Here is a 23,559-nt window from a genome sequence, read left to right as displayed (position 1 = left end):
TATCGTGCGAAGTTAGATATATGGATGAGTTAAATATAAGGTTCACCACTCAGAGATTTTGGTGCCTCTCCAAGTGTACTTAGAAGCTTCAATCCCACTTCTCTTGCAGCAATAATAGCTTGTCTCACTGCTCCAGAATCTCCTGAAATAAATAATATCGCCTCATTTGTCATACTGGTACCTTTTGCTGGACTAGCATAGCCAATAACTTCTACTTCTGCTGCCTTTACAGCAGTATCACAGCATAATACTCCAATTGCAGCTGGTGCTCCCACAATCAATCCAAATGCCTTTCCTAACGGAGCTCCAAATGCTTTTTGCAATGCATAGCTTGCTCTTGCAGTATACTGGAATTCTAAATGTCCAGCTTCGTTTACATATACATCGCCAAAGGTGCGTCTCAGCTCTTTCAATGCAACCTCTACTGCTCTTCTTGCATCCGAGACTTCTTCTGCACCGAAGATGATAAGGTTCCCATGTCCAGCGCCACCTTTCGTATCCCTTGGCAATTCAATAGCAACTACTTCTGTGTTTGTAGCTTTTACTGCTTCATCCGCAGCCATTATTTGTGGTCCTGCTCCTGTACGACCACCAATTATTCCTATAGAACGATACTTTGGGTCAATTCCCATTTTCTCATGCAAAGAAGCATCCACATTTGCAATTACCAATCCAATTGTGTCACCTAGTGCAGTACCTACAAATTCAGTCAAGCCTGGATTTGTAATTACTGGCTCTCCTCTATTTGCTTTATTTTCTTCTTTTTGCTCTATTCCTACTTTTTTCAATACATCTTCGACTACTTTTTTGATTACTTGTTCATCCATATTATCCTAGTACCTCCTTTCTTTCACATAAAATTTTTACTCTTCAGCTTTAGGAAGAATCTTCTCAACATCTGCGTGAGGTCTTGGAATTACATGGACAGATACAACCTCACCAACTTTTCTTGCTGCTGCTGCCCCTGCGTCAGTAGCAGCCTTAGTCGCCCCTACATCTCCTCTTACCATTACAGTTACTAATCCTGACCCTATTTTTTCATAACCAACTAGTTTTACGTTTGCTGCCTTTACCATCGCATCTGCAGCTTCAATTGCTGGTACTAATCCTCTTGTTTCTACCATTCCTAATGCTTCACCTGTCATTAAAAGACACCTCCATAATAGTTTGTTTTTTAATATTTTATTTTTCTTTATTTATAATTCGCTTTAATAACAAAATTACCTCTTAATAAAAATGACATATCCACTGTAATAAATAGATGAATTAATTTTATAGAAAAAATTACTAATTAAGTATTATAACTGTAATAGAATTTTTTTGACTTCTAGATGTTCTTTTTTGACATCCCACCAGAATGAGTTCTAATCTTTTGCATAGAAATTTAACATCGCGTTAACAGAAATTATACATAAAATTATATATTTATTAAAAACTAGAAACTTTATAACTGGTATCTAATAGATCTCTTTGACTATTAATTGGCGTCCTCGCATTATTTTAATGAAAAAATATATATATTAAATATCGAGTAGGAGCTGAATAATTATTTTATTCAGCGTCCTCTCACACCACCGTACGTACCGTTCGGTATACGGCGGTTCATTAGGAATTGTGTACAATTAGATATCTTTGGGATAAACTCTTATAACCTATGCTTTCAAAGTATTTATTTGTAAGAGTCTTATTTAGGATTGGGCTATTGGATATTCTCCAGTAGCCTTTCCTTGTATTGGCGTATTCCCAGGCTTTTTGTTCTTCTACTCCTAGTTTTACTAAGTTATCATGCTTCGTTTTTATCTTCTTCCATTGTTTCCATATACATGCCCTTAGTCTTCGCCTTATCCATTCGTCAAGGGTTTTCATTATGCTTTTCGCGTCTGCTAATCCAAAATAGTTGACCCATCCTGTTGTTATTTGATTTAGTCTTTTTATTCTGTTTTCCATGCTTATTCCCTTGTTCCGATTGGTTATTTCTCTTACTTTTTCCTTAAACCTTTTGATGGATTTTTCATGGATTCTTATTCTTACTTCGTTTTCTTTTGTATAGAATGAAAATCCAAGAAATTTTCTTCTCCATGGTCTATCTACAGCACTTTTTGCTTCGTTGACTTTTAGTTTTAATTTGCTTTCTATGAATTTCTTTATGCTCTTCATTACTCTGTTTCCTGCAGACCTGCTTTTTACATATATGTTGCAGTCATCTGCATATCGGCAGAATTTATGCCCTCGTTTCTCAAGTTCTTTGTCTAGTTCGTCCAACATTATGTTTGCTAATAGGGGACTTAATGGCCCTCCTTGGGGTGTCCCTTCTTCTGTTGATACTTTGATTCCGTTTATCATTACTCCTGATTCTAGGTATCTTCGTATTAACTTTAGTACCCTTTTATCTCCTATCCGCTTTTCTAGTTTGGACATTATTATGTCGTGGTTTACTCTGTCAAAGAACTTTTCTAAGTCCATATCTACAACCCATGTGTATCCTTCATTTATGTATGCTTCTGCGGCTTTTATTGCGTCTTTTGCACTGCGTCCTGGTCTGAATCCATAACTGCTATCTGAAAATGTATGGTTGTAGACTTTATTTAGTATTTGGGCTATTGCTTGTTGTATTAGTCTGTCTAGTACTGTAGGTATTCCTAGGAGTCTTACTCCTCCATCTGGTTTGGGAATTTCTACTCTTCGCACTGGTTGTGGTTTGTATTTCCCCTCCAGCAGTTGTTGTTTTATGGTTGGCCAGTTTTCTTTGAGATACGGTAGAAGTTCATCTACTTCCATCCCATCGACTCCATGGCTTCCTTTATTTGCAACAACGCGCTTGTATGCTGCTCTCATGTTCCCTCGTTCTACTATCATTTCAAGCATCTTGCCGGTATATCTTTGTACCTCGTTTCTTCCATCTTCCGACGCCGATGATATACTATGCACTTCCGTTGTCTTTTGAAATTCCATTTCTCTATTCAACGGATAGCCTCTTTGTTGAGTTGTCTGCAGTCTCTGCATATCTTTCGAGTCCATAAGATTTCCAAAACCTCCTAACGTTCGGTCCTTCCTTATCTATTCATGTCTAGATAAGTACTATGACCTCTGCTGACTTCTCAAGGTTCAGCCATACATCACTGCATGGGTTGTCACTTCAGATTTTACTTCCATGACTTATCCTTGAGACCTCCCCGGGTAAGAACGATAACTTTCATCTCATATATCTGCCAGATTTACTGTATGGGATTCGGGTAGTGTTGGACTTCGTTTTGTTACGCAAACTCATCCACCCCAATTCAGCCTCTTATCTGGTTCTTGTTCATCAGACCGAGATTTTGCCTTAAGCTTCCTTCAGATTCCACCTCACGATGGACACCCTTGCTCTTGGCTAGTGGTTCCCACTACCAAGCCCACAGCGGACTTTCACCGCCTAGCTATCGCCCATGCCGGGCGCACGTAAAAAAATCCCTTTGTAATAAGGGACATAAGAAAAAAGCACTAAAAAACATCTTATTTCATTTATTAAAAAATTATTAATATTAATGGAATAACGTTAATTTAATATGGTCAATTAAAACAAAGTACTAATTGCTATAAATAGTAAAATAATACCACTTATCAGTGTTCCAAACTGACTAAGTGTAAAAGAACCTATCCGTATTTCCGCAACTCTTTTTCCTAATTTTACACCTACCCAAACAGAAATAAAGCTTCCAATTGATGTAGTTAATGATATAGTAAAAGGAGAAAAGCTTAAAATGCCTGCACCCAAACCGTTGGTAAGAGCATTTGCTGAAAGGGCTATTCCTAAAAGAATTGCTTCAATCAAACTGATTTCTCCTGATTTATCCAAATCTACAATTTCGGGACTTTCTAAAATGTCTTTTATAGAATTATATTTTGACTGTCTTACCTTTTTGTTAACTGACTTGCGAGGTACGGCTAGTAAAATAATTCTAAGTCCGATTATAAACAGCAAAAAAGCCCCTACAAAAATAGAAAGTGACCCAGGCAGTACTGAATTTAACCATTTGCCAAAGATAATCCCAGATATACTGAACAAAAAAGCTATTATTGCGATAATAGCATTAGAGAAAAAACTTATTCGTATATTTCGTATGCCATAAGAAAGGCCTACACCAAAGTTGTCTATGCTTGCTGATATTGCAAAGCCTAAAATAATTAGCCATTTCATATTTTATACATTCCTTTCTATCGAATTAATTTAAAAAATGGCACTGTTGATTAACATTAAAAATGGTTATTTTTAAGATACTCCTGGTTTTTATCTTGATAAAATTATAAATTTTGGAAATAATTTATTTTAATATGAAATTTTTCATTTTCATCTTTTAAAAGCTTTCTATTTTTTCTCTGAAACTTTTAACAAAATTATATTCCACTTTTTGTACAAAAATATATTGACTTTTTCATTAAGAGAATTGCATATGGTTATAGAAACTTCCATCGATTCAGAAAAAGAATATTATATTGTAATGCTTGATATTCAAATTTAATGCTATTTTTAGTGATAAAAGGCATAAATATTTTTGTAAACAAAAGATATTTCAATCATTATGAAGCCTGAATGGAAAAGCATGGATAAATACCCACTCATACTTCTAACTCTCTCTCTCTTATTATAACTAATAACTAACAATCATTACCATATTATGTGATAAAATTTAAAGGTTGGCATTCAGAAAAAATACCCACCCCAACTATTGACAAAGAGCCAATTTTCTAAACTCACTAGGAGAAATTCCAACAACTTTTTTAAATACTTTACTGAAATAATTAGCATCTTGATAGCCAACCTTTCTTGCAATTTCAGAAATTGTTAACGAAGGATTAGCTAGATATTTTTTCGCTGCCTCAATTCTTATTCGTGTAAGATATTCAGCATAGGTGCATCCAACCTCTTTCTTAAAAAGTCTACTAAAATATTCAGGATTAAGATATATTGTTTGAGAAAGTTCTTTTAACCTTATTTCTTTTTCAAAATTCTCATTTATATACTTTACTACTCGTTCGACTATATTATTCTCATTCCTTTTGGCACCAGCAAAAAGATCGCTAATTTCTTCTAAAAATGATGTAGCCCACAAGGTAATACCTCTATAATTTTGAGTCCTCATAAGTTTTTGCAAATGACTAAAGCAAAATTGAAATACTCTGCCTTCTTCACCAGTTAGCATTCCTACTTCACTTATTGTTTTGACTATTCTCATCATTATCTCTATAAGATTTATTTGGCATTCCAATAAATTGTTTTTAGTTGTTGTTAGAATTTCCCCTACAACCTCCTTTAGAAGTTGGAGCGCTTTTTGACTATCCCCTAATTGTAAAAATTCTATCATTTCTTCTTGCTTCCTTTTGGTATTTAAAGAAACAAAGTGAGGCTTTAGAAATACTTCTATATCTTCCTTCTTTATTATATTTCCTTCTCCTAGAAAAAATTTTCCTAATTTCACCATTTCATCTGTTTCTTCAAATAACTTTTTTAAATTATTAAATTCTCCTATATCACTTATTCCAATTGTAGTAATAATTCCTGTCTTTGTTTCCACTTCTTCTTTCAATTTAATTGCTAGCTCATATCTATCGTATTTACTACCATTAAATCCAATAACTATTTTTTCTCCTAAAGCAAGTACAAAAATGTCTGAATGTTTTCTTGTAATTTTTTCAATTGTATGGTACACAGCATATTTATTGTGTATTATTTTTTTGCTTTGAGTTTCAATTTCTGGAACAATTATTAATACGGAGTTGGGGAGTGATTGTATTCCTAAATATTTCATTTCTATATCAGATACTTCTTCTTCAAAAAAGCACCCCAGAATTTTTGCCGCTAATATTCCTGTTTTTATAATTTTACTCATATCTTGTATAATCTTCCTTGTTTCTTCTTCTCTTTTTTCATTTAACCTTTCATTCTCAAAGATTTCTATTACTTTTCGGGCAACCGTCTCAACCTCTTCTGGAGTTACAGGTTTTAAAAGATATTCAATAACACCCAATTTTAAAGCTTCTTTGAGATATTCAAATTCATCATAAGCAGTTATTATTATTAACTTCACGTTGGGAAGAAAAGTTATTATCTCCTTTGCAGCAGTTATTCCGTCAATTCCTGGCATTTTAACATCCATAAAGATTATATCAGGTTGAAATTCTTTAGCTTTATTAATTGCATCATTTCCATTTTTGGCATCGCATATTACTTCAATTGGCAAACCTGTTTTATCAACAATCATAGAAAGTACTTCTCTTTCTAAAGGCTCATCATCACAAATCATTGCTTTGTATTTCATTATATTTTCCCACCTCTTTCTTAATTATCGGTATTTTTAAAACAACTAAAGTGCCATTTCCTTTTTCGCTCCTTATTTCTAACCCATATTCTTTTCCAAAGTACATTTTTATTCGTCTATCAACATTTTGTAGGCCTAGTGCCGTTGTATGTCCTTTACCTTTTTCGATATCATTCTTAATTACTTCAAGCATTTTCTTATCTATTCCCACTCCATTGTCCTTTACTTCAATGAATATTGTTTCATCCTTTTGATAAGCTTTTATATTAATTACTCCCCCTTCTTCTTTTTCTTCCAGACCGTGAATTATAGCATTTTCTACTATGGGTTGTAGACTCATGACCGGAAGAAGTACGTTTTCGATTTCAGTTGGAACATCAATTTGCGATTTTATATGGTCTTTATATCTTATTTCTTGGATATGAAGGTAGTGTTTTAAGTACGATATCTCTTCTTTTAAGGCAACAAGTTGGTCTAGATTTCGAAGTGAATACCTAAGAAGACTAGCAAGAGAATAGATAATTTCCGCTGTTCGTGGCGCATTTTCTAAATAGGCTAATCGAGCAGCCGTATTGAGGGTATTGAATAAAAAATGAGGATTTACTTGAGACTGAAGAGTTTTTAGCTCTAAAGTTTTAATAATATTTTCATATTCGGACCTCCGTTTAGTTTCCTCAAGAAGTTTTTCTTGCATAAGTTTATTAAGGCCAAGTTCTATTAAGTAACTAGCAATAATCTGGAGCATATTCCCAGCTGCTATAATGTAATCTTGGGGCACTACTTTTATCTTTAAAAATTTTTCAAGATATACTTCAGGAGCTATGCCGAAATTCTTTGCCCGATCTATTGCTCTTTTAACCATTTCTTCTGTAGGAGGAGATAAAAATACTTGTCCACATAATACATATCCCCAACATTTCCCATCTACCAGTAATGGAGCTGCCAAGTCAATTATCTCACAATGGCAAAGTGAAATAGCTACCCCCCCTTTTTGTAAAGAAAGCCTACCTAATTCTGCATCAGATCTAAAACATCCTTTTTTTCCATGCAAAGTATCTCTTACGAGTAAACAATGTTCTGTAAAATTACTAGGTTTTGTAATACTTTCTCCATCTGGTGTTGCGATAATGGCACCAAGTCCTGTAACATCCGAGAAATTTTGTAATATTTCTTCTACTTTTTTTACGTCAATTACATCTCTTAACTTAACTTCTCCCATTTTTCTCACCTTCTCGCCTCAAAATAGGTATTATCTAAATTGCAAACACCACAAAATTCATCAGTGTTCTCTTCCCTTCTGCTAAGATAAATAATTATACATTCTTATTTTACACCTATATTCCAAGAAAGAAAGGATACAGCTTTTTTGATGTAATGAAAACCAATTAAAATTTTTAGCTTTTGATAACTTTATTTAATGTCTAAATTTTAACAATCTTCCTCTGCAATAGCTACTGTTTTATACTTTTAAATTTTTAATTTCTACACATATTCTCAAATTCCTTCTCTATTTACATCAAAATCTTTATAAAAAACAAGGTTCTATTTAGTCAAGTCCAAATTTTTGTGTAAAATTCCTCTGGTTAGAATCTGATTTCTCTCTATCACCACCGTTCGGCTTATTATACCACCTCCAGCCCTTTTGGCATCAAGGATAAACTATCACCGGGCTTTTACCCGTTCTTGACACCAAGGGCCTTCGGCAGTCACTAAAAGTATTGCATGAGCTCAGCCCATGATAGTGGGAACCCCTTGGCGTTGAAACTCTTCAGCAATTTCATAAGCTCTTGGCGCATGAGGAGTTTCAGCAGTGAGCCCGACGAGGTTAACAGGATCATGGTAAGGTATATCTTCTATTTGATCATCAACAATCTTGACTTCTGCATCGGGGTAGGGACATAGCGCAGCAAGCGCGGCAGAGTAAGAGCAAAATTTAGTGTGGAAAATTGAAGTATTCTTCGCTTCATTTGCCGAAGTGCACACCCTGCTAGTAATGAGAAGTAGTCGCATATACTTTGCTTCTATTATTCTTCTTTCTCTTCTCATCTACACAGTCAGATCTTTTTAGTTTATAGTGCTTAATTCTCTATTAATAGGGAGATTCCTGCAAAAAATTTTAATTATGGTTTATAAATTATAAAAATAACGGTTCTATATAAATGTTGACGTGGCTAGGGATTACATCAACATTTATTATAGAACCAAATTAAAGAAGTCTTAAGTGCCATTGACTTAATAGTAATTGGAATAAGCACAATTATAGGTACAGGTATATTTGTAATTACTGGTGTTGCTACAACTGAAAAATTTTGTCTTGCAGTTGTGTTCTCATATATTCTGGCAAGATTAGCTTGTGCTTTTGCGGCAATTTCTATGCAGAATTGGCATACATATTTCCAATTATAGGTTCTACCTATAACTACACCTATATGCTAATGAAAAAACTTATTGCTTGGACAATAGGATAGGACTTAATACTTGATTACGTATTTGCTCTTCTGGCAATCTCTTTGGGCTGGTTTGGTTATTATTTCACTAACCTAAATATTAGTGCTGCTTTTAAAGCATTTGTACTTCTCTTTTTTGTCTTAGTCGATAAACCACATGTAAAACCAGCTAATTGGTAATATTTTTATCTTATGATATAATTTATCTTTTACGCATGTAAAAGGAAAGTTTACCTGGCCATTATAAGCAAAAGTTTTTTACTATTTTCCCCACCAAGTATATGGTTTTGCAGGAGGAGTCATGTAAGTCAACCGGCTATGCTTCAATCCCATGCGTATATAAGTTTTAACCATTCTTACCGCAGCAAAGGCCGGGTCTATTACTGGAACATCATAACCAGCTTCTTTTAACCTGTTCATTAGATTATTAGCCACTCCCATCATGCCAGTACAACCTAATACAATAACATGAACATTTTCTTTTTGAATTGCATCTAAGCTTTCCTTGAATAAGGCATCTTCTAATTTTTTCTTATCGCCCAAATCTAATACTGGAATGTTAACATATCGTAGTGCTTTTATTCGCTTTTCTATTCCCATCTTGGCAACTAAATCGTGTAACATTGGAATAACATTGGGCAAAACTGTAACAACACCAATGTTTTGACCAAGTCCTAAAGCAATTTGCATAGAAGGTTCAAAACCACCGCAAACGGGTATATCAACAAGTTCCCGTGCAGCATGTACCCCCGGATCCCCAAAACAATCAATAACTATACCCTCAAATCCTTCTTCTTGAGCTTTCTTTACCTTATTTAAGATATCTGGTACAGCCATAGCTTCATCATATTCGCATTCAATGGATGCTGGACCATAATCCAAATTTTCAACATCAACATAATCATCAGGATCTACATAGTGCTTGATTTCCCTTTTAACTTCTTCATTAAATGCCTCCGAGGTAATCGGTACAATAATTTTTAGTTTCATAAGTAACCCTCCTTGTTTTTTAAAATTAAATGAATTGCCTTCCATCTATATTAGGCAGTGGCTCCCTGCTTCATAGAATGCTATCGCATCCTCCACAGACACTAGTTCATGTCGTGCTCACCTACTACTCGTAAGGTAAATGCCTCCCCAGATTTGGTTTCCATTTATACTCTAATTCATCTCCATTTTATAGAAGATGGAAGTAAATTACTAAAGTCTGTTAAATTAAATTTCCTGCTGCTTTAACTCTAATTCTAACTGCATTTCCGGGAAGATAAGCTAAAGGTATATCTTCAACATAAACGACATCCACTGATTCAGGATTAGCCCCTGCTTTTATTGCTTCATTTATTGCCCGTTGCTTTGCATCGTTTAATGCTGCCTCTCTGCTCATATCACTCAAAGAATAAATGCGATCTATTTCACCACTAACCTGAGCTATAGCAGCACCTAAAGCATTGGCTACTCCAAAATTTTTCGGCCTTACTATTTCATTTACACCGTGTACTTCATCGGCAACAATAATACTTCCTCCGCCAACCAATACAAGAGGTTGTGGTTCTTTACTGGTTTTCATTTTGTCAATGGCTTCATTAATCATTTCTTGCATTTTGGCATGTGCTCGCTTAGCAAATTCTAAAGGTATATCTTTTACTTTTTCCTTAGAACCTACTTCTGCCAATCCTAAACGAACTGCAATGTCAGTAGCAGTTATGGTTTTCCCTCCAAATACCAAAGCCTCTTCGGTAATTCTATACCCTACACTTTCAGGACCTACTTTAATTTCGCCGTTCTCTTCACGAATAATTGTACCACCGCCAAGTGCGAGTGAAATTAAGTCAGGCATTCTAAAGTTTGTCCGCACCCCGCCAATTTCTACTGCAATGGAAGATTCTCTAGGAAATCCCTGAGAAATAACTCCAATGTCACTTGTAGTTCCACCAACGTCAAGCACTAATGCATTTTCTAGCTTACTAAGAAAAGCTGCTCCACGAATACTGTTTGTAGGACCACAAGCAATTGTTAAGATAGGATAACGCATCGCATAATCAATCGACATTAAAGTTCCATCGTTTTGACAAAGATATACGGTAGCCTCTGTAAGACCTTCTCGTTTCAAAGCATCTTTAAAACTATTAGCAGTTGTCCGAGCAACTTCAACTAAAGCGGCGTTTAAAACAGTAGCATTTTCCCTCTCAAGTAGGCCAAGGGAACCAATTTCATGAGATAGAGATATTGGTATTTCCCCAAGAACTTCTTGCAATATTTCTTTTGCTCTTAATTCATGTTTATTGCTAACCGGAGAAAATACAGATATTACCGCAACACTTTCTACTTTGCCTTTAATTTCCTTGGCGATTTTACGAAGCTCATCTTCATCTAGTGGACTTATTTCTCTGCCATCAAATTCATTTCCACCGGCAATTAGGTAATAATGATTCCCTATCGCCTCAACCAAATCCTTAGGCCAACCAACTAGCGGAGCAATTGCTTCGGTTGCGGGTTTACCAATTCGAATAATTGCAGTCTTACAAAGCCTTTTGCGCTCAGCAATGGCATTTGTAGCATGGGTTGTTCCTAACATTGCATATTTTATCTTTTTGCGATCTATGTTACTTTTATCTAATACCTTATTCAATGCTTCAAATATACCGCTTGAAACATCTTTAGTAGTCGGTACTTTAACACTCTCTATTAGTTCCATATTTTCATTTACTAAGACTGCGTCAGTATTGGTCCCACCAACATCAATTCCAATACGATATTCCATCTTTTTCTACCTCCTTTTAACCTCTATTGAGTTCTTCTAAAGGTATATAATCAACATCATATCCAAAGTAACGCGGACCAACAGTTTCAATGCCTTTTTCAGTTCTCCACTTCTTATCACACGGAATTCCTATAATAAATACTCTCTGTCCATAACGTAATCCTTCGGTGGTTATAGGTAAAGCTGTATGGGCGTCAACGGTACAAATCAAGTCAGGTACGGTAGCTACAACTTTTCCATTGCGGCGAGCTATTAAATTTTCATTTTGGAAATTAATAGTCATGGCTTCCCCTTTATATTGGTCAATTCCATCAATATGAGCTTCCCCGCGGACAAATCCACCAGTAGTACGCCTTTGCACATCAGAAATTTTGCCTTTGAAAAGCATGTATCCACCTGTCACTTCTAAAAGTGCCTCTATAGGATCTTCACCTTTCTTGTGGGCTTCGCGTATCGCTCTTCCAATTTGAGCCGAATAAGAAATAACATTTCTTATTCCTGCTCGTTTTAAATCTTTTCCAGTCATCGGATAAATTGCTATCATAACTGATCCACCCATAACTACCGTAGCATTTCTAGCAAGACTTTCCGTCCAGAAATTACTGATTGTGTGTAAAAGTATAGAATTACCTTTTTCATCTGCTAAAACCATAGGTGTTGCAGAAACTCCATAAAGGTGATATGTCACCATTTGCAGCTCCGGGAAAGCCCTTCCCATGCCATCTACGTCTACCAGTGGTAGTTTCTTCTCAGCTGCAACCATAATAGGTATCATTGAATTAACTCCACCAGCTTCAATAGGAAGAACCGCATATACTTCCTTCCCAAGGAAACTTTGGAGACTATCAAAAGCCTTGAAAATCTCTTTTCCTGAGGGTACTTTTTCTACTAATACTGTCGGCGCTCCCATCATTGCTACAGGAACAACTAATGCATCATCGGGGATATCGTCAACATCAATAAGTTCTACTGGACCATTTTTTTGTAGAGCTTGAATAGCCATGAGTTTGCCTACATAAGGGTCTCCTCCTCCCCCAGTTCCGAGAAGAGCAGCTCCAACCGCAATGTCTTCGACTACTTGCACATCGATTTTCTTAATTTTTTCTATATCCTTTTTCATTTTTTGTTGTACCTCCTTCTAAACATTTTTAATAGATTTTTTGTAAATTTTCCTAAAAAAGTTATATTTTACTACCATCCTTTTCATGCATTCTCACCTTTTACAAAACGAATCATTTTACAGCCTGTGGTTATAGCCCACATTTTCGATATTAACCAGTGTGCTAAACCAGCAGCCACTAAAGAATTTAATGCTGGAATACCCCACTGAACATAATAACCTATTAAAGCTCCAATTAACCAAGCTAATAATGCAATAGGATTGATATGCTCCACAATCTCCGGTAATTTGCCCTCTGCACGACTTTCCTCAAGTTCTTTTTTGAAACGCCTTAAGATAAAATAATCAACAACCATGATTCCTGCAATAGGTGGTATTGCAATTCCTAATATCATCAAAAAACTTGTAAATTTCTCTAATATTCCCATCATAGAAAGTGCTGTTCCTATTATTCCAATAATCAATGTAACTATTCCCCGGTTAACTTTTACATTAAAGGCAGCATCTAAAAAATTAGTAACACCCAATGAAGCAGCATAAAGATTTAAATCATTAATTTTTATAGTTGAAAAAATAACCAACAATGCAGCAAACCAACCACCTAGATTATACATTATCTTAACAACATCGCTTGTACTTGCTGCATGTGCCATCGTGGCTCCTATAAAGTTTAGTAATATTTCTCCTAAAAGTAGACTTAGTAAAGTCATCCAAAAAACATCTTTGGCGTTTCTGTTAAACCTACTCAGATCAGGCGTTATAACCGAACCTACCATAAAGCCACCCGCTATCATAGTTGCAGCAACACCAATAGTAAGATGCGGACCCGGAGGGGGAGATGAAAGAATTTCGCTCATATTGTAGTTACCTAACATTTTAAATGTAGCCCACAATACTCCGGCTATAAAAGCAGGAACAGCAATATTTGCTGTATAGCTAAGCATTTTATAACCATAAACTACAATTAATGTAATTGCAATACCACTTATAAGCATTAATAACTGAATATTAACCTTACCCCTAAAAGCACTATAAAGTCCCTCAGCAAAAACAGAATTTTGAATACCAAACCAACCCGTAGCCGTAATTGAAATTACAAGTCCAATAAGACTCGAACCTAGTTGACCAAAGCCTGCCCAGCGAGAAAGAAAACTAGTAGACATTCCTTCTAAAGCTCCAGCTACTCCAGTTAAAAAACTGACAATTTCCATAATTGTAACACCCAATAAAGTAGCAATAATTACATCTTTCATTGTCATGCCATAGCCTATAGTGGCACCAGTCATAAGTAAAGGCAAACAAACCACACTGCCAAAACGAATCATGAAAACCTCCCACATAGGACGTCGTGCATTTAATGGAACACGACTTAAAGAATAGTCATCAGCAGTCTTAAAAGCCATTTTGGCTCCTCCTCTTTAAAAAGTTAATTTTTTAAAGTTTAAAAAGTTAATTCTGTGAAGCAATAGTTTAGCAAAAATCATGCCAATTTCTTCGCCAAACTTTTATGATTTTAACTAAGGATGTGTAAAGTTATACGATGGGAAAGTTCTTGATAATAAGTAGAATTCCATTTTGAAAGGTAAAAAAAAAAAAAGTGAGATGTGTTAAAAAAATTTTCTTAATCTTAAAATGCCAATTGTAAGCAAAATTAAAACGTTTAAAAATTTTATAGCTAAGAAAAAACTATTGACGCAGAATTTCTTTTGAATTAAAATATAATAAAAATTAACTTATATTTTTTATATTTTATTTTATTTTCTCATTTATTCTCAAAATTTCTCATTTTTTATCATGTTTTCTCATGGCTATTAAAATTTCTCATTTTAAGTGGTGATAAAATTTATGAGAAAAGCTTTTATTGATTCTTTTATTGATTCTCTTAAAGAAACTTTTGGCGTTATGACCAATCTTCCGGAAAAATGTTTCTCATTTATTTCACTTCCGAAAACAGGCTATCGTGTTTGGGCACCACCCTGTACGCCCACTTGCCCGGAAGGCACTGCTTGCCCTTATGAGCTAATACTTTCCTTTAAACTAGAAGAAGATATTTTTGTGGTTGCATTGCCTAAAAACATTGATAGAGATTTAAAGCTAACACCCGCATTCCTTGTTAAATTTCTTTTGACTGTATTGGAAATGTTATATATTCCTGAACAAAAATCCGATAATTTGTTAATCGCGGAAGCATTGCAATTTTTGGCAAATCAATTTAATATAGAGTTTTTCCTTTTTGACAATAAAGGACAACTAATTTTAAGTCAAACTCATTCGCCTATCCAACTTTCTACCTTTACCCTTTGGGAAAAGGTAAGTCAGACAGGTGAGCCAGAAGGTTTTATAAAAACCAGATGGGGAAACTTTTATTATCGTATTTTTACAAAAGATGGAATAACAACGGGTTCGATAGTCTGGAAAACAGAACCAACCAAGCAGGAAGAAAACAAATTCCTTTTTCACGACGATTCTTTTTTTACTATTCCAGGTAAAAACCCTCGTTTTTTAGAAATAAAAGACCTTGTACGACAAATCGCAGTAACCGACAGCACAGTACTACTTCAAGGTGAAAGTGGCACTGGTAAAGAACTCTTTGCCCGCTATATTCACTACTTAAGTCCTCGGAAAAACCATCCTTTTATTGCAATAAACTGTGCTGCAATTCCCGATAACCTTCTTGAAAGCGAACTTTTCGGCTACGAAGACGGCTCATTTACAGGTGCTCGTCGTGGCGGCAAGCCTGGTAAATTTGAACTTGCTAATGGTGGAACAATTTTTCTTGATGAAATTGGTGACATGCCCATCCAATTACAAGCAAAACTTTTACGGGTTTTGGAGAACCGACAAGTAGAAAGAATTGGAGCTACTGTTTCCCGTCCAATTGATGTAAGAATTATTGCGGCAACTAATAAAGATTTAAAAGAATTAATTGATGCTAAACTCTTCAGAGAAGACCTATTCTTCCGCTTAAATGTTTTTCCAGTTTTCATACCACCACTACGTGAGCGTCGAGATGATATACCTCTGCTTTTGGATTTTTATTTAAAAAATGTTTGTCTTGAACAAGATAAGCCATTTAAAGTCTTTAGCCCCGAAGCTATTCAAATACTTCAGAATTATAATTGGCCAGGAAATATACGAGAATTAAAAAACGTAGTTACTTACGCCGTCTCTATTTGTAAAGGTGATAAAATTACTCCGCATTATCTACCAAAGTACTTACAAAACGGTTTTTCCTCTAGTAAATCCCAGTTTGGTGAAGTTAAAACCACCCATCCAATTATCCAGGTCGATCAATTAAAAGATCAGTTAGAAATTCTATTAGCTAAATACGGTAATTCTACCCAGTCCAAAAAGTTAATTGCTCAAGAGTTAGGCATTAGTCTGGCAACTCTCTATCGTTGGCTTAGAAAATACCATCTAAGGTAGGTGTAACTATGCAAGAAATTACCATTGATTGGATTGAACCACTTTGGTATGGCAGTATCTTCCTCGGTTCGGGTGGTGGCGGGAAAAGCTATCTTTTAGCATCTGAGCTTCATAAAGTTTTACAAAACCGTGCTATTCCATTACTAACCCTTGATGAATTGCCAGAAAACAATTTTTTTTGCGGCGTAGGTCTTCTAGGCTCACCGGAATTAAGTGAAGAAAGCCTACCTTCGGGAATGGAAGCACGTATTATTATTGAGGAGTTAGAAAAATATACTGGTGCTAAGTTTAAGGGGATCTCAATCGTTGAAGGAGCAGGGGTTAATATTTTTTACCCACTCTTAACTGCGCTTCAAACAGGCTTACCAGTTACTGATGGCGATGCTATGGGGCGAGCTTTTCCCGAATTGCAAATGACCACCTATCATCTTGAAAATTTAACTGCTACTCCTTTAGTGTTAATTGACAGCAACTATAATTTGCATTCGTTTCTTGATAAGCAAGATACCTTCCTTTTAGAATTGAATACTCGCCAGATTATTTCCCAGCAGGGAGGAGTAGGTTATTTTGCTGGTTTTCCTTATCCTGGTTCTGTGCTAAAAAGAGTTCTTCTTCCAGGCACGTTAACTTTTGCTCGAGAAATAGGTGAATGCTTTCTACAAGCTGATAATTATCGTGAATTGTTTAGCTTGCTTTTAGAAGTAACTTCTAACTCTTTCTACGGGCCAGTAGTGGAAATTTTCCAAGGTACCGTAACAAGCATCTCCACATATGAAATTACTAAATGGAAAGCTGCAACATTAATTTCGCCAAAAGGTGAAAAATTACAACTTCTTTTTCAATATGAAAACCTGCTCGCTTTTAAAAACGGTAATATGGTTGCTAGCGTGCCTGATTTAATTTCTGCAATTGATTTAAATAAACTTAAACCAGTAAACAACAACGAAATTTATGAAGGACAACAGCTGGCACTTCTGGGCCTTCCAGCACCGCTTCGACTCAGAATCAGCAAAGCTCTAGATGTCGTTGGCCCTCAATGTTTTGGCTACCGAACTACTTACGTGCCACTGGAAAAGCTATATTGGGACTACTACCATAAAAAGGAGGTATTTTCTTGAAACTTGCACTTGGAATTTTTTTGAATGGTCAATCTGGAACTCTTATCGCTGGCTCAGGTAAGTACCTTCTTTATGAAGGAAAATTTTCTTGGCAGACTTTTTTAGATGAATTAGAGCACTGCCTTTCCATACTAGGTTTATCTAGAAAAGATGTAATTAAAGTCTATTTTACTCCACCTCTTTCTTCTTCAGCAAAAAGTGATATTAAGCCAATCTTTCATCTTCGCCTAGTACCAGAGCAATTTAGTGCTTTTTTTACCAAATCCCAAAATTTACAAAAACTAGTAACAATCTTTCAAGTAACCCCAGAAAAACTTTTACAAAAATTAGAAGAAAATAAAGAGCGGATTAAAAAAGCCAATGTAATCTCCATCATTGCGCCTTTTGGTCTAGTCTACCCTGAAAAAGAAGACAAAGCTATTCGTATACTTAAAAAACTTACTTCGGCAACAATCTTAAAATCTCAGGATTATCCCCAGCTTGGCTTTTATGAACGAGAAAAAGCTTTGCTAATAGCTAATAATTTTATGGTTACAGTATATCCTTATATTAAGCAACTTAGAGATTTTTTTGCTCCTTACTCCCCAGGAATATATTGGGTTGAAAACGAAGCCGTCTGCTTAACCGAAGATTTTTTACCACAAACTTGCGGTAAAATTTACGAATTTGCTCCTTTGTTACAAATAGCCCGAGGTGCTGCCGTTTTATTTGGTTACCGTTATTCTTTAGCTCTTTTTAAAGTCGGTTCTACATTTAAACTTTTTCAAGTGAAAAATTCTTTAGAAGTCAGCGAATTATCTCCACCTTTTAGTTTCATTAGCGCCTCGTCAGTGCAACCTTTACTTGCCAGCCTTAAATACCACCTTCCTGAAAATGTGCATGGCATAATTCCTATTTTTAATTTTTCCAGTTACTATTTTTCTGATTCTTATCCATACCGATTTTATCAGCTTGCTTTTTCAAAATTACTCCGTTATATCGGTTTTCTTACAGCTCCAGCGGTTTTAACATCTCTTACCATCTGCAAACAAGAAGAACTATATGAAAACAAAAAAAATTTATTAAAAAATTTACACCTTATTAATAAAAAGCATAATTTTCTGGAAAAGCCTGTAGTTTTTTATCAAGAAACTCCTATTCGTTATTTAACTTTTAATCATACAATCTTAAAAGTGGGTCTAAAAGAGTCAAGTTCATTGCAATTATAATTATTACATTAGCGGCTTCTCTATGTTGTGACCTGGTTTTTCCCTATATTCCTAATGCCTTAAGGATATTCACCTTTTTGCCGCACTATTATGCTTTAATAAAGTAGTGTGGACGAAATTGAAATAAAGTAACTAAGGCAATACAAGTTTTAGAAGAGGGGTTTAAAGATGCGATAGCGGTCTTAGAACTTCCTGAACCTTATCGGAGAAGGCTTCGTACTACTAATATGTTAGAACGGTTAAATGAAGAAATTCGTTGATGTGAAAGAGTAATAAGGATATTTCCCAGTCGAGAATCTTCTATTTGCCTAATTGGAGCCTCATTAATGGAACAAGATGAAAAATGGGCCTCAGGAAGAGAGTATTTGGACACGACTGAGTATTTTGAGTAGCAAAAAAAGTTTCAACAAAATCGAAGGACAAGGTTATTCCAATAAAATGACCTTTATCACCACCAGCAGTTTTTAGTAACTGCTGTAGACCCTTGGTGTCAAGGATACGCTATCGCCAGGCTTTCGTCCGTCCTTGACACCAAGGGTCGGAGGGGGTACGATGAATTGAACGATGGTGATAAAGAAAAGAAGGAACAAATTCTAACTAGAGGGATTTTATACAAAAATTTGAACTTGACCTATTGCAATTTATATCTAATAACTTTTTAAAAATTTCCCTCACATTATTGATGTAAGTAGTTGCATTTTGTAGTATAATATCTTCAAACTTAATTTTTTTCACAAGAGACACCCCTTTCATGTTTTTTGGTTTTCCACAATCTATTTTATCACAGGGGTTGTCTCTTATTTTTTATCATCTAAAAATCCTACGATAATTTTGCACTATGATTAGTCTTAGGATAAAACAATTTGAGAAATTGCATTTATCTACTTTTTTGTTTTAGTTGTTATGCTATAAAAGTAAAGAACCCTTCTGCTGTAAAGGGTTCCTTAGATTTTATCAAAAGCAATATTTTCTCTCTGCGTTGCAATCCATCTTTCTGCTACTGGTGTTTTTTATTATCTTAACTTACTTACATTCTTTTATTAGCACTATATTCTGATTCCCATTTGGGCTGTGGTCCTCTTAGATAGGATATAAAAGCTGCAACCAAGCTTATTGCAAAAGATATCCCAAAAGTAGACCTTAAGCCCTTAATAAATTGAGCAACTGCTATCCCTTTTGCCCCAACTTGGGTTCCTACAAAAAGTGCTTGCATTGCTTGCGGATCTATGCTTGAAGAAATTATTCCCATAGCCAAAGCTATACTTATTACTGTTCCGGCATTGTTCATCATTGTCCTTACTCCTGCCGCTATTCCTCTTTTGTCGACCGGAACATTACTCATTATAGCATTGGTATTAGGAGATATAAATAGTCCGGAGCCAAAACCCATTATAGCCATCCACAGTATTAACTTTGTAATTGACGTTGTAGCATTTATTCCCATAAAACCTACAAGTCCTACTGCAGATATAAGTAGCCCTATACTACTTAACTCTCGTGACCCATACCTATCAGATAGCCAACCGCTAATTGGAGAAACTACCATCATTGCAAGAGCAAATGGTGTCAATAAAATACCTGCAGTCAATGGATCCATTGCTTTAATACCCTGCAAATAAAAAATCAAAAGAAAAGTAACGGCTCCTCTTGCTATTCCGTTTAGAAGATTACTCGTATAGGCAAAAGCTAATATTCTCGTTTTAAAAAGATTTAAATCAAGCATTGGCTGGTCTACGGTATTTTCAATATAAACGAATAAAACAAACAAGGCTATTGAGACAACAAAGAGAGTAATAATGTGTGGATTCCCCCATCCTGCAAATCCTCCAAAAGACAGGGCAATTAAAAGTATTATCATAGCAACGGTAAATACTAAAGTACCAGCATAATCAAATTTTTGATGCTCAGGAAGAGCCTCTACTTCCCTAAGTTGTAGTGCTGCCCACAGCGTGCCAATAATCCCAAATGGCACATTGATGTAGAAGATGCTTCTCCAGCCAAATTTAAGCAAAAATCCTCCTAAAATAGGTCCTATGACATTTGCAATGCTTATAACCATGCTGTTTATACCTAAAGCTTTCCCTAATTCGTTTTTAGGAAAAGCGTCTGTTACAATCACTGTACTATTAGCCATCATTAAGGCGCCACCAATAGATTGAATAATTCTAAACAAAAGCAATTGAATACCCGAATTTGACATTCCAGATAGTAAAGAACTGAGAGTAAATATCGCAAAACCTGTAACATATAATTTCTTTCTTCCAATCATATCTGCAATTCTCCCTATTGTCGGTACAAGTATTGTAATAGAAAGCATGTAACTCATGACAACCCACATGATTATAGTCATATCAGCATGTAAAGCTTTCATAATATCAGGCAAAGCAATTAAAAGCATACTTCCATTAAGAACAGAAAAAAGAGCACCTATTGTAGTGCATGAAAGTGCAATCCATTTGTATTCCAATTTTTTCACAGTATGCATCTCCTTTCATACAACGATTCTTGGATATAATAATGCGGCACACAATTGCAAAATAACAGTTATGAATATTATTATTAGCCAATCCAAGCCTGCATTTGGTATAGGACTATTTAATAAATATCCTCTTAAAAGTTCTACAATATAACTCAGAGGATTTATGTATTAATGCCTGGCCGATTTCCAGTTTCCTAACCATACCACCAGAGTACTCTTTGACAATCCTGTTTGCTGCTTCACTTAAATTTAATATGTCAAGAATATGATTAATCCTTTCTTCTCTCTCTTTTTTAGGTAAGCGCAATAATTTTGCAACAATTAGAAGATTTTCATACCCTGTTAAAGTTGAATCGGCTGATAAGGCTTGCGGTACATATCCTATTAAATTTCGAATATAACCTCCATTTTTTATAACATTTATTCCCTCTATTTTGATTTCGCCTGATGTCGGAGGCAAAAGCGTAGTTATCATACGAATTGTAGTTGTTTTTCCTGCTCCATTAGGTCCCAATAAACCAAAAACTTCTCCTTCGTTTATGGTAAAACTTATACCTGCAACTGCTTCATACTTTCCAAAAAGCTTCCTTAGATTTTTAACTTCAACAGAAAAAGGCATATAAACACCTGCTTCCAAATTAAAATTTAGCAAGTCTCACATTCTTTCAATTGATTCCAAATTAACCTCAAATCCCTGTTTAGACGTTCTACGTCAAGTCCATCAATTTTTTTCAAAATATTTGCGAGTATTGATGTACGATATTGTAAGATCTCTTTTAATAGTTTATCACCTGCTTGGGTTAATTTAAGATAAACAAGCCTTCTGTCAGTTTCATCTCGCCATCTTTCAACGAGCCCATCACTTACAAGATTGTCAACAAGCCCTGTCAGAGTGCCAGGAGCCAGCAGCAACCTTCTTTGCAATTCTTTCATGGTTATTGGGTTGTCAGCCGACAACTTATTCATAACCCAAAACCTCGCCATTGTTATATTTTTTTCGTTGAGATAGCTTCGAGTATATAAATTTAATATGTGGTTTATCTCTCGTAAAAACATTTCTAAATTGTCTATATACCCTAGTTTCATCAATTTGCCTCCCTAATATTTTGGTTTCCAAATTATATTATAACATTATTTTTACAAAGTCAATAGGGTGTAAACATTTTATTATAAAAATGATAGATAAAGACATAAATAAATGCGTGAACAATGAGATAAGTATCCTTAAAAATAATAGACAAGAAGAAAACAGTGTGGTAATCTATAAAAAGAAAGTAAAAATCAATTTGGAGGGCGTTAAATGAGTAAAATTTTTGATATTGATAGAAATGATGAATGCATTTGTGGAAGTGGAAAAAAATATAAAAAATGCTGTCTTCCTAACATAGAAAAAATTGAGAAAACCCTCTTAAAAGAAATAGAAAAAGATGACGTATTTTTACCTTATGATTATGAATTTATACGAATATTAAGTGTAATGTATGGAATTAAGCTGGATAGTAAAAATGAAGCTGTAAATGTGGAAAAATTAAAAGTATTACTAATAGAATCATTGAGAGAAAGAAAACAACAACTAGAAGAACTTAATGAAGAAAATGAAGATGAAATAACCGAAGAATTATTTAGAAAAATTGTAAATATATTCAGAAAAAATGAAGGGTTGAAAGACTTAAGGATCCCGGTTACTTTTATAATGAATGTAGATCTTGATAATGAGGAAGAAATGGAAAGAGTTTTAGATGAAATATCTAATACATCTTTTTTAGAAAACTATTTATTGAATTTAGCCTATTCTCTACGTACAGAAAAATTTACCGAAGAAGAAATGAAAAATATCTTTATCTGGCTTTCAATAGCAGTTATAGATAAAACTTATAAGATATTTACAACACCTATCTTAGAAGCAACGGAATTTGACCTTGTGGATGGAGAAGATGAATTAGAAAAAGTTATAAATGATGCAGAAAAATTACCTCATGACTTAGTGAAGGAGAAAGTGATGGAAATATTCTATAAATATCCTATATTTGCCGAATATTTAAGTGCCAATATGCTTATGGAAATGGAAGATGAATTAAATTATATTTTAGACCCTGAAATGGAAATTGAAATACCATTTTATGTATTTTATATATTTTATTTAAAGTTCCTTACAAAAGCTGCTGAATTCTTTAAAAAGAAAAACACAGAACAACAAGAACTTTTTGATTCTATATTTGATGAAGTGATAGATGAAATTTTTGATGAAGATATAGTTGCAGAAAAAGTGTATTTTTCTATATTAGACAAAATAGTAAAAATAGAAAAAACTACAAAAGATAATGACCTCAAAGAAAAGCTTCAAAACATATTAGAATTTTTAACTATACCAACAACATTCCAGATTAGTTTAATAAAGATAAGATTTGTTATATCCCTATCTAACTATGTTAATACTTTACCTCAAAGAATAGATGATAGCAATATGATTTTAGAAAATCTAGAACAGCTATTATCAAGAAAATTTTTTAATGAATATATAGCCTATTTAGAGTCAAAGGATTTTGAAGAAGTGCAATACTTAAAACAGCTTTACAATAAAATTGAAGAACAAAAAGCAATTATATATGATAATATGAATGCGATTGTAAATGCATTAAAAGGTTTTTGATTTTTGTTGTGTAGAAATGTTATGAATTTATAAATAAATCAAAAAGAATCAATA

At 34.6% G+C, this 23,559-nt stretch carries 18 protein-coding genes and 1 pseudogene; 5 read left to right on the top strand and 14 right to left on the bottom strand.

Going from position 1 to position 23,559, the window contains the following annotated elements; genetic code table 11:
• Nucleotides 1-29 precede the first annotated feature (29 nt).
• The 11 genes from pduB to EB239_RS08160 form a co-directional block, all read right to left on the bottom strand.
• Nucleotides 30-827, bottom strand: coding sequence for a propanediol utilization microcompartment protein PduB (gene pduB / locus EB239_RS08220; RefSeq protein ID WP_003870136.1), 798 nt, complete (start codon nucleotides 825-827; stop codon nucleotides 30-32).
• 36 nt (nucleotides 828-863) lie between these two features.
• Nucleotides 864-1,145: an ethanolamine utilization microcompartment protein EutM gene (gene eutM / locus EB239_RS08215; RefSeq protein WP_003870135.1), complete on the bottom strand. Its 282-nt coding sequence runs from the start codon at nucleotides 1,143-1,145 to the stop codon at nucleotides 864-866.
• Nucleotides 1,146-1,605: 460 nt separating this feature from the next.
• Nucleotides 1,606-3,018, bottom strand: coding sequence for a group II intron reverse transcriptase/maturase (gene ltrA, locus EB239_RS08210; protein ID WP_129545130.1), 1,413 nt, complete (start codon nucleotides 3,016-3,018; stop codon nucleotides 1,606-1,608).
• Between the two features lie 535 nt (nucleotides 3,019-3,553).
• Complete coding sequence (gene ytaF / locus EB239_RS08200; protein ID WP_003870132.1) at nucleotides 3,554-4,177, bottom strand: sporulation membrane protein YtaF; 624 nt, start codon at nucleotides 4,175-4,177, stop codon at nucleotides 3,554-3,556.
• 526 nt (nucleotides 4,178-4,703) lie between these two features.
• The gene (locus EB239_RS08195) at nucleotides 4,704-6,296 is read right to left on the bottom strand and encodes a response regulator transcription factor (protein ID WP_003870131.1); all 1,593 of its coding nucleotides are present in this window, start codon (nucleotides 6,294-6,296) and stop codon (nucleotides 4,704-4,706) included.
• Nucleotides 6,271-7,515: a sensor histidine kinase gene (locus tag EB239_RS08190; RefSeq protein ID WP_003870130.1), complete on the bottom strand. Its 1,245-nt coding sequence runs from the start codon at nucleotides 7,513-7,515 to the stop codon at nucleotides 6,271-6,273. Before EB239_RS08190 ends, EB239_RS08195 begins: the two co-directional genes overlap by 26 nt.
• A gap of 509 nt (nucleotides 7,516-8,024) precedes the next feature.
• Nucleotides 8,025-8,342: a hypothetical protein gene (locus EB239_RS08185; RefSeq protein WP_003870129.1), complete on the bottom strand. Its 318-nt coding sequence runs from the start codon at nucleotides 8,340-8,342 to the stop codon at nucleotides 8,025-8,027.
• Nucleotides 8,343-9,004: 662 nt separating this feature from the next.
• Complete coding sequence (locus EB239_RS08175) at nucleotides 9,005-9,733, bottom strand: aspartate/glutamate racemase family protein (RefSeq protein ID WP_003870128.1); 729 nt, start codon at nucleotides 9,731-9,733, stop codon at nucleotides 9,005-9,007.
• 220 nt (nucleotides 9,734-9,953) lie between these two features.
• The gene (locus EB239_RS08170) at nucleotides 9,954-11,504 is read right to left on the bottom strand and encodes a hydantoinase/oxoprolinase N-terminal domain-containing protein (protein WP_003870127.1); all 1,551 of its coding nucleotides are present in this window, start codon (nucleotides 11,502-11,504) and stop codon (nucleotides 9,954-9,956) included.
• Nucleotides 11,505-11,520: 16 nt separating this feature from the next.
• Complete coding sequence (locus tag EB239_RS08165) at nucleotides 11,521-12,624, bottom strand: DUF917 domain-containing protein (RefSeq protein ID WP_003870126.1); 1,104 nt, start codon at nucleotides 12,622-12,624, stop codon at nucleotides 11,521-11,523.
• An 83-nt stretch (nucleotides 12,625-12,707) separates the two neighbouring features.
• Nucleotides 12,708-14,027: a purine-cytosine permease family protein gene (locus tag EB239_RS08160; protein ID WP_003870125.1), complete on the bottom strand. Its 1,320-nt coding sequence runs from the start codon at nucleotides 14,025-14,027 to the stop codon at nucleotides 12,708-12,710.
• 442 nt (nucleotides 14,028-14,469) lie between these two features.
• Between EB239_RS08160 and EB239_RS08155 the strand changes: the two genes are divergently transcribed.
• From EB239_RS08155 to EB239_RS08140, 4 genes and pseudogenes are all read left to right on the top strand, one after another.
• On the top strand, nucleotides 14,470-16,050 hold the full coding sequence (locus EB239_RS08155; protein ID WP_003870124.1) for a sigma-54 interaction domain-containing protein: 1,581 nt from the start codon (nucleotides 14,470-14,472) through the stop codon (nucleotides 16,048-16,050).
• Nucleotides 16,051-16,058: 8 nt separating this feature from the next.
• Nucleotides 16,059-17,168, top strand: a complete 1,110-nt coding sequence (locus tag EB239_RS08150) for a DUF917 domain-containing protein (RefSeq protein WP_003870123.1) — start codon at nucleotides 16,059-16,061, stop codon at nucleotides 17,166-17,168.
• Nucleotides 17,165-18,376, top strand: coding sequence for a hypothetical protein (locus tag EB239_RS08145; protein ID WP_003870122.1), 1,212 nt, complete (start codon nucleotides 17,165-17,167; stop codon nucleotides 18,374-18,376). The genes EB239_RS08150 and EB239_RS08145 overlap by 4 nt, the downstream gene beginning before the upstream one ends.
• A gap of 137 nt (nucleotides 18,377-18,513) precedes the next feature.
• Nucleotides 18,514-18,768: pseudogene (locus EB239_RS08140) on the top strand (transposase); the annotation flags it as partial.
• Between the two features lie 635 nt (nucleotides 18,769-19,403).
• On the opposite strand, the gene EB239_RS08135 reads toward EB239_RS08140, so the two are convergent.
• The 3 genes from EB239_RS08135 to EB239_RS08120 form a co-directional block, all read right to left on the bottom strand.
• A complete protein-coding gene (locus EB239_RS08135) occupies nucleotides 19,404-20,852 on the bottom strand; it encodes an MFS transporter (protein WP_129545129.1) in 1,449 nt (482 codons plus the stop codon).
• Nucleotides 20,853-20,967: 115 nt separating this feature from the next.
• Nucleotides 20,968-21,474 carry an ABC transporter ATP-binding protein gene (locus tag EB239_RS08125; RefSeq protein WP_003870120.1) on the bottom strand — a complete coding sequence of 169 codons (507 nt, stop codon included), beginning with the start codon at nucleotides 21,472-21,474 and terminating at the stop codon, nucleotides 20,968-20,970.
• Between the two features lie 26 nt (nucleotides 21,475-21,500).
• Nucleotides 21,501-21,941 carry a MarR family winged helix-turn-helix transcriptional regulator gene (locus tag EB239_RS08120; protein WP_003867965.1) on the bottom strand — a complete coding sequence of 147 codons (441 nt, stop codon included), beginning with the start codon at nucleotides 21,939-21,941 and terminating at the stop codon, nucleotides 21,501-21,503.
• Nucleotides 21,942-22,155: 214 nt separating this feature from the next.
• Between EB239_RS08120 and EB239_RS08115 the strand changes: the two genes are divergently transcribed.
• Nucleotides 22,156-23,505, top strand: a complete 1,350-nt coding sequence (locus tag EB239_RS08115) for an SEC-C domain-containing protein (RefSeq protein WP_003870119.1) — start codon at nucleotides 22,156-22,158, stop codon at nucleotides 23,503-23,505.
• Nucleotides 23,506-23,559 lie beyond the last annotated feature (54 nt).

The sequence above is a fragment of the Thermoanaerobacter ethanolicus JW 200 genome (genome assembly GCF_003722315.1).
In the GTDB taxonomy this organism is placed as follows: Bacteria; Bacillota; Thermoanaerobacteria; order Thermoanaerobacterales; family Thermoanaerobacteraceae; genus Thermoanaerobacter; species Thermoanaerobacter ethanolicus.
The sequence above is the reverse complement of the archived record's forward strand: the minus strand, read 5'-3'. Positions and strand labels throughout refer to the sequence as shown.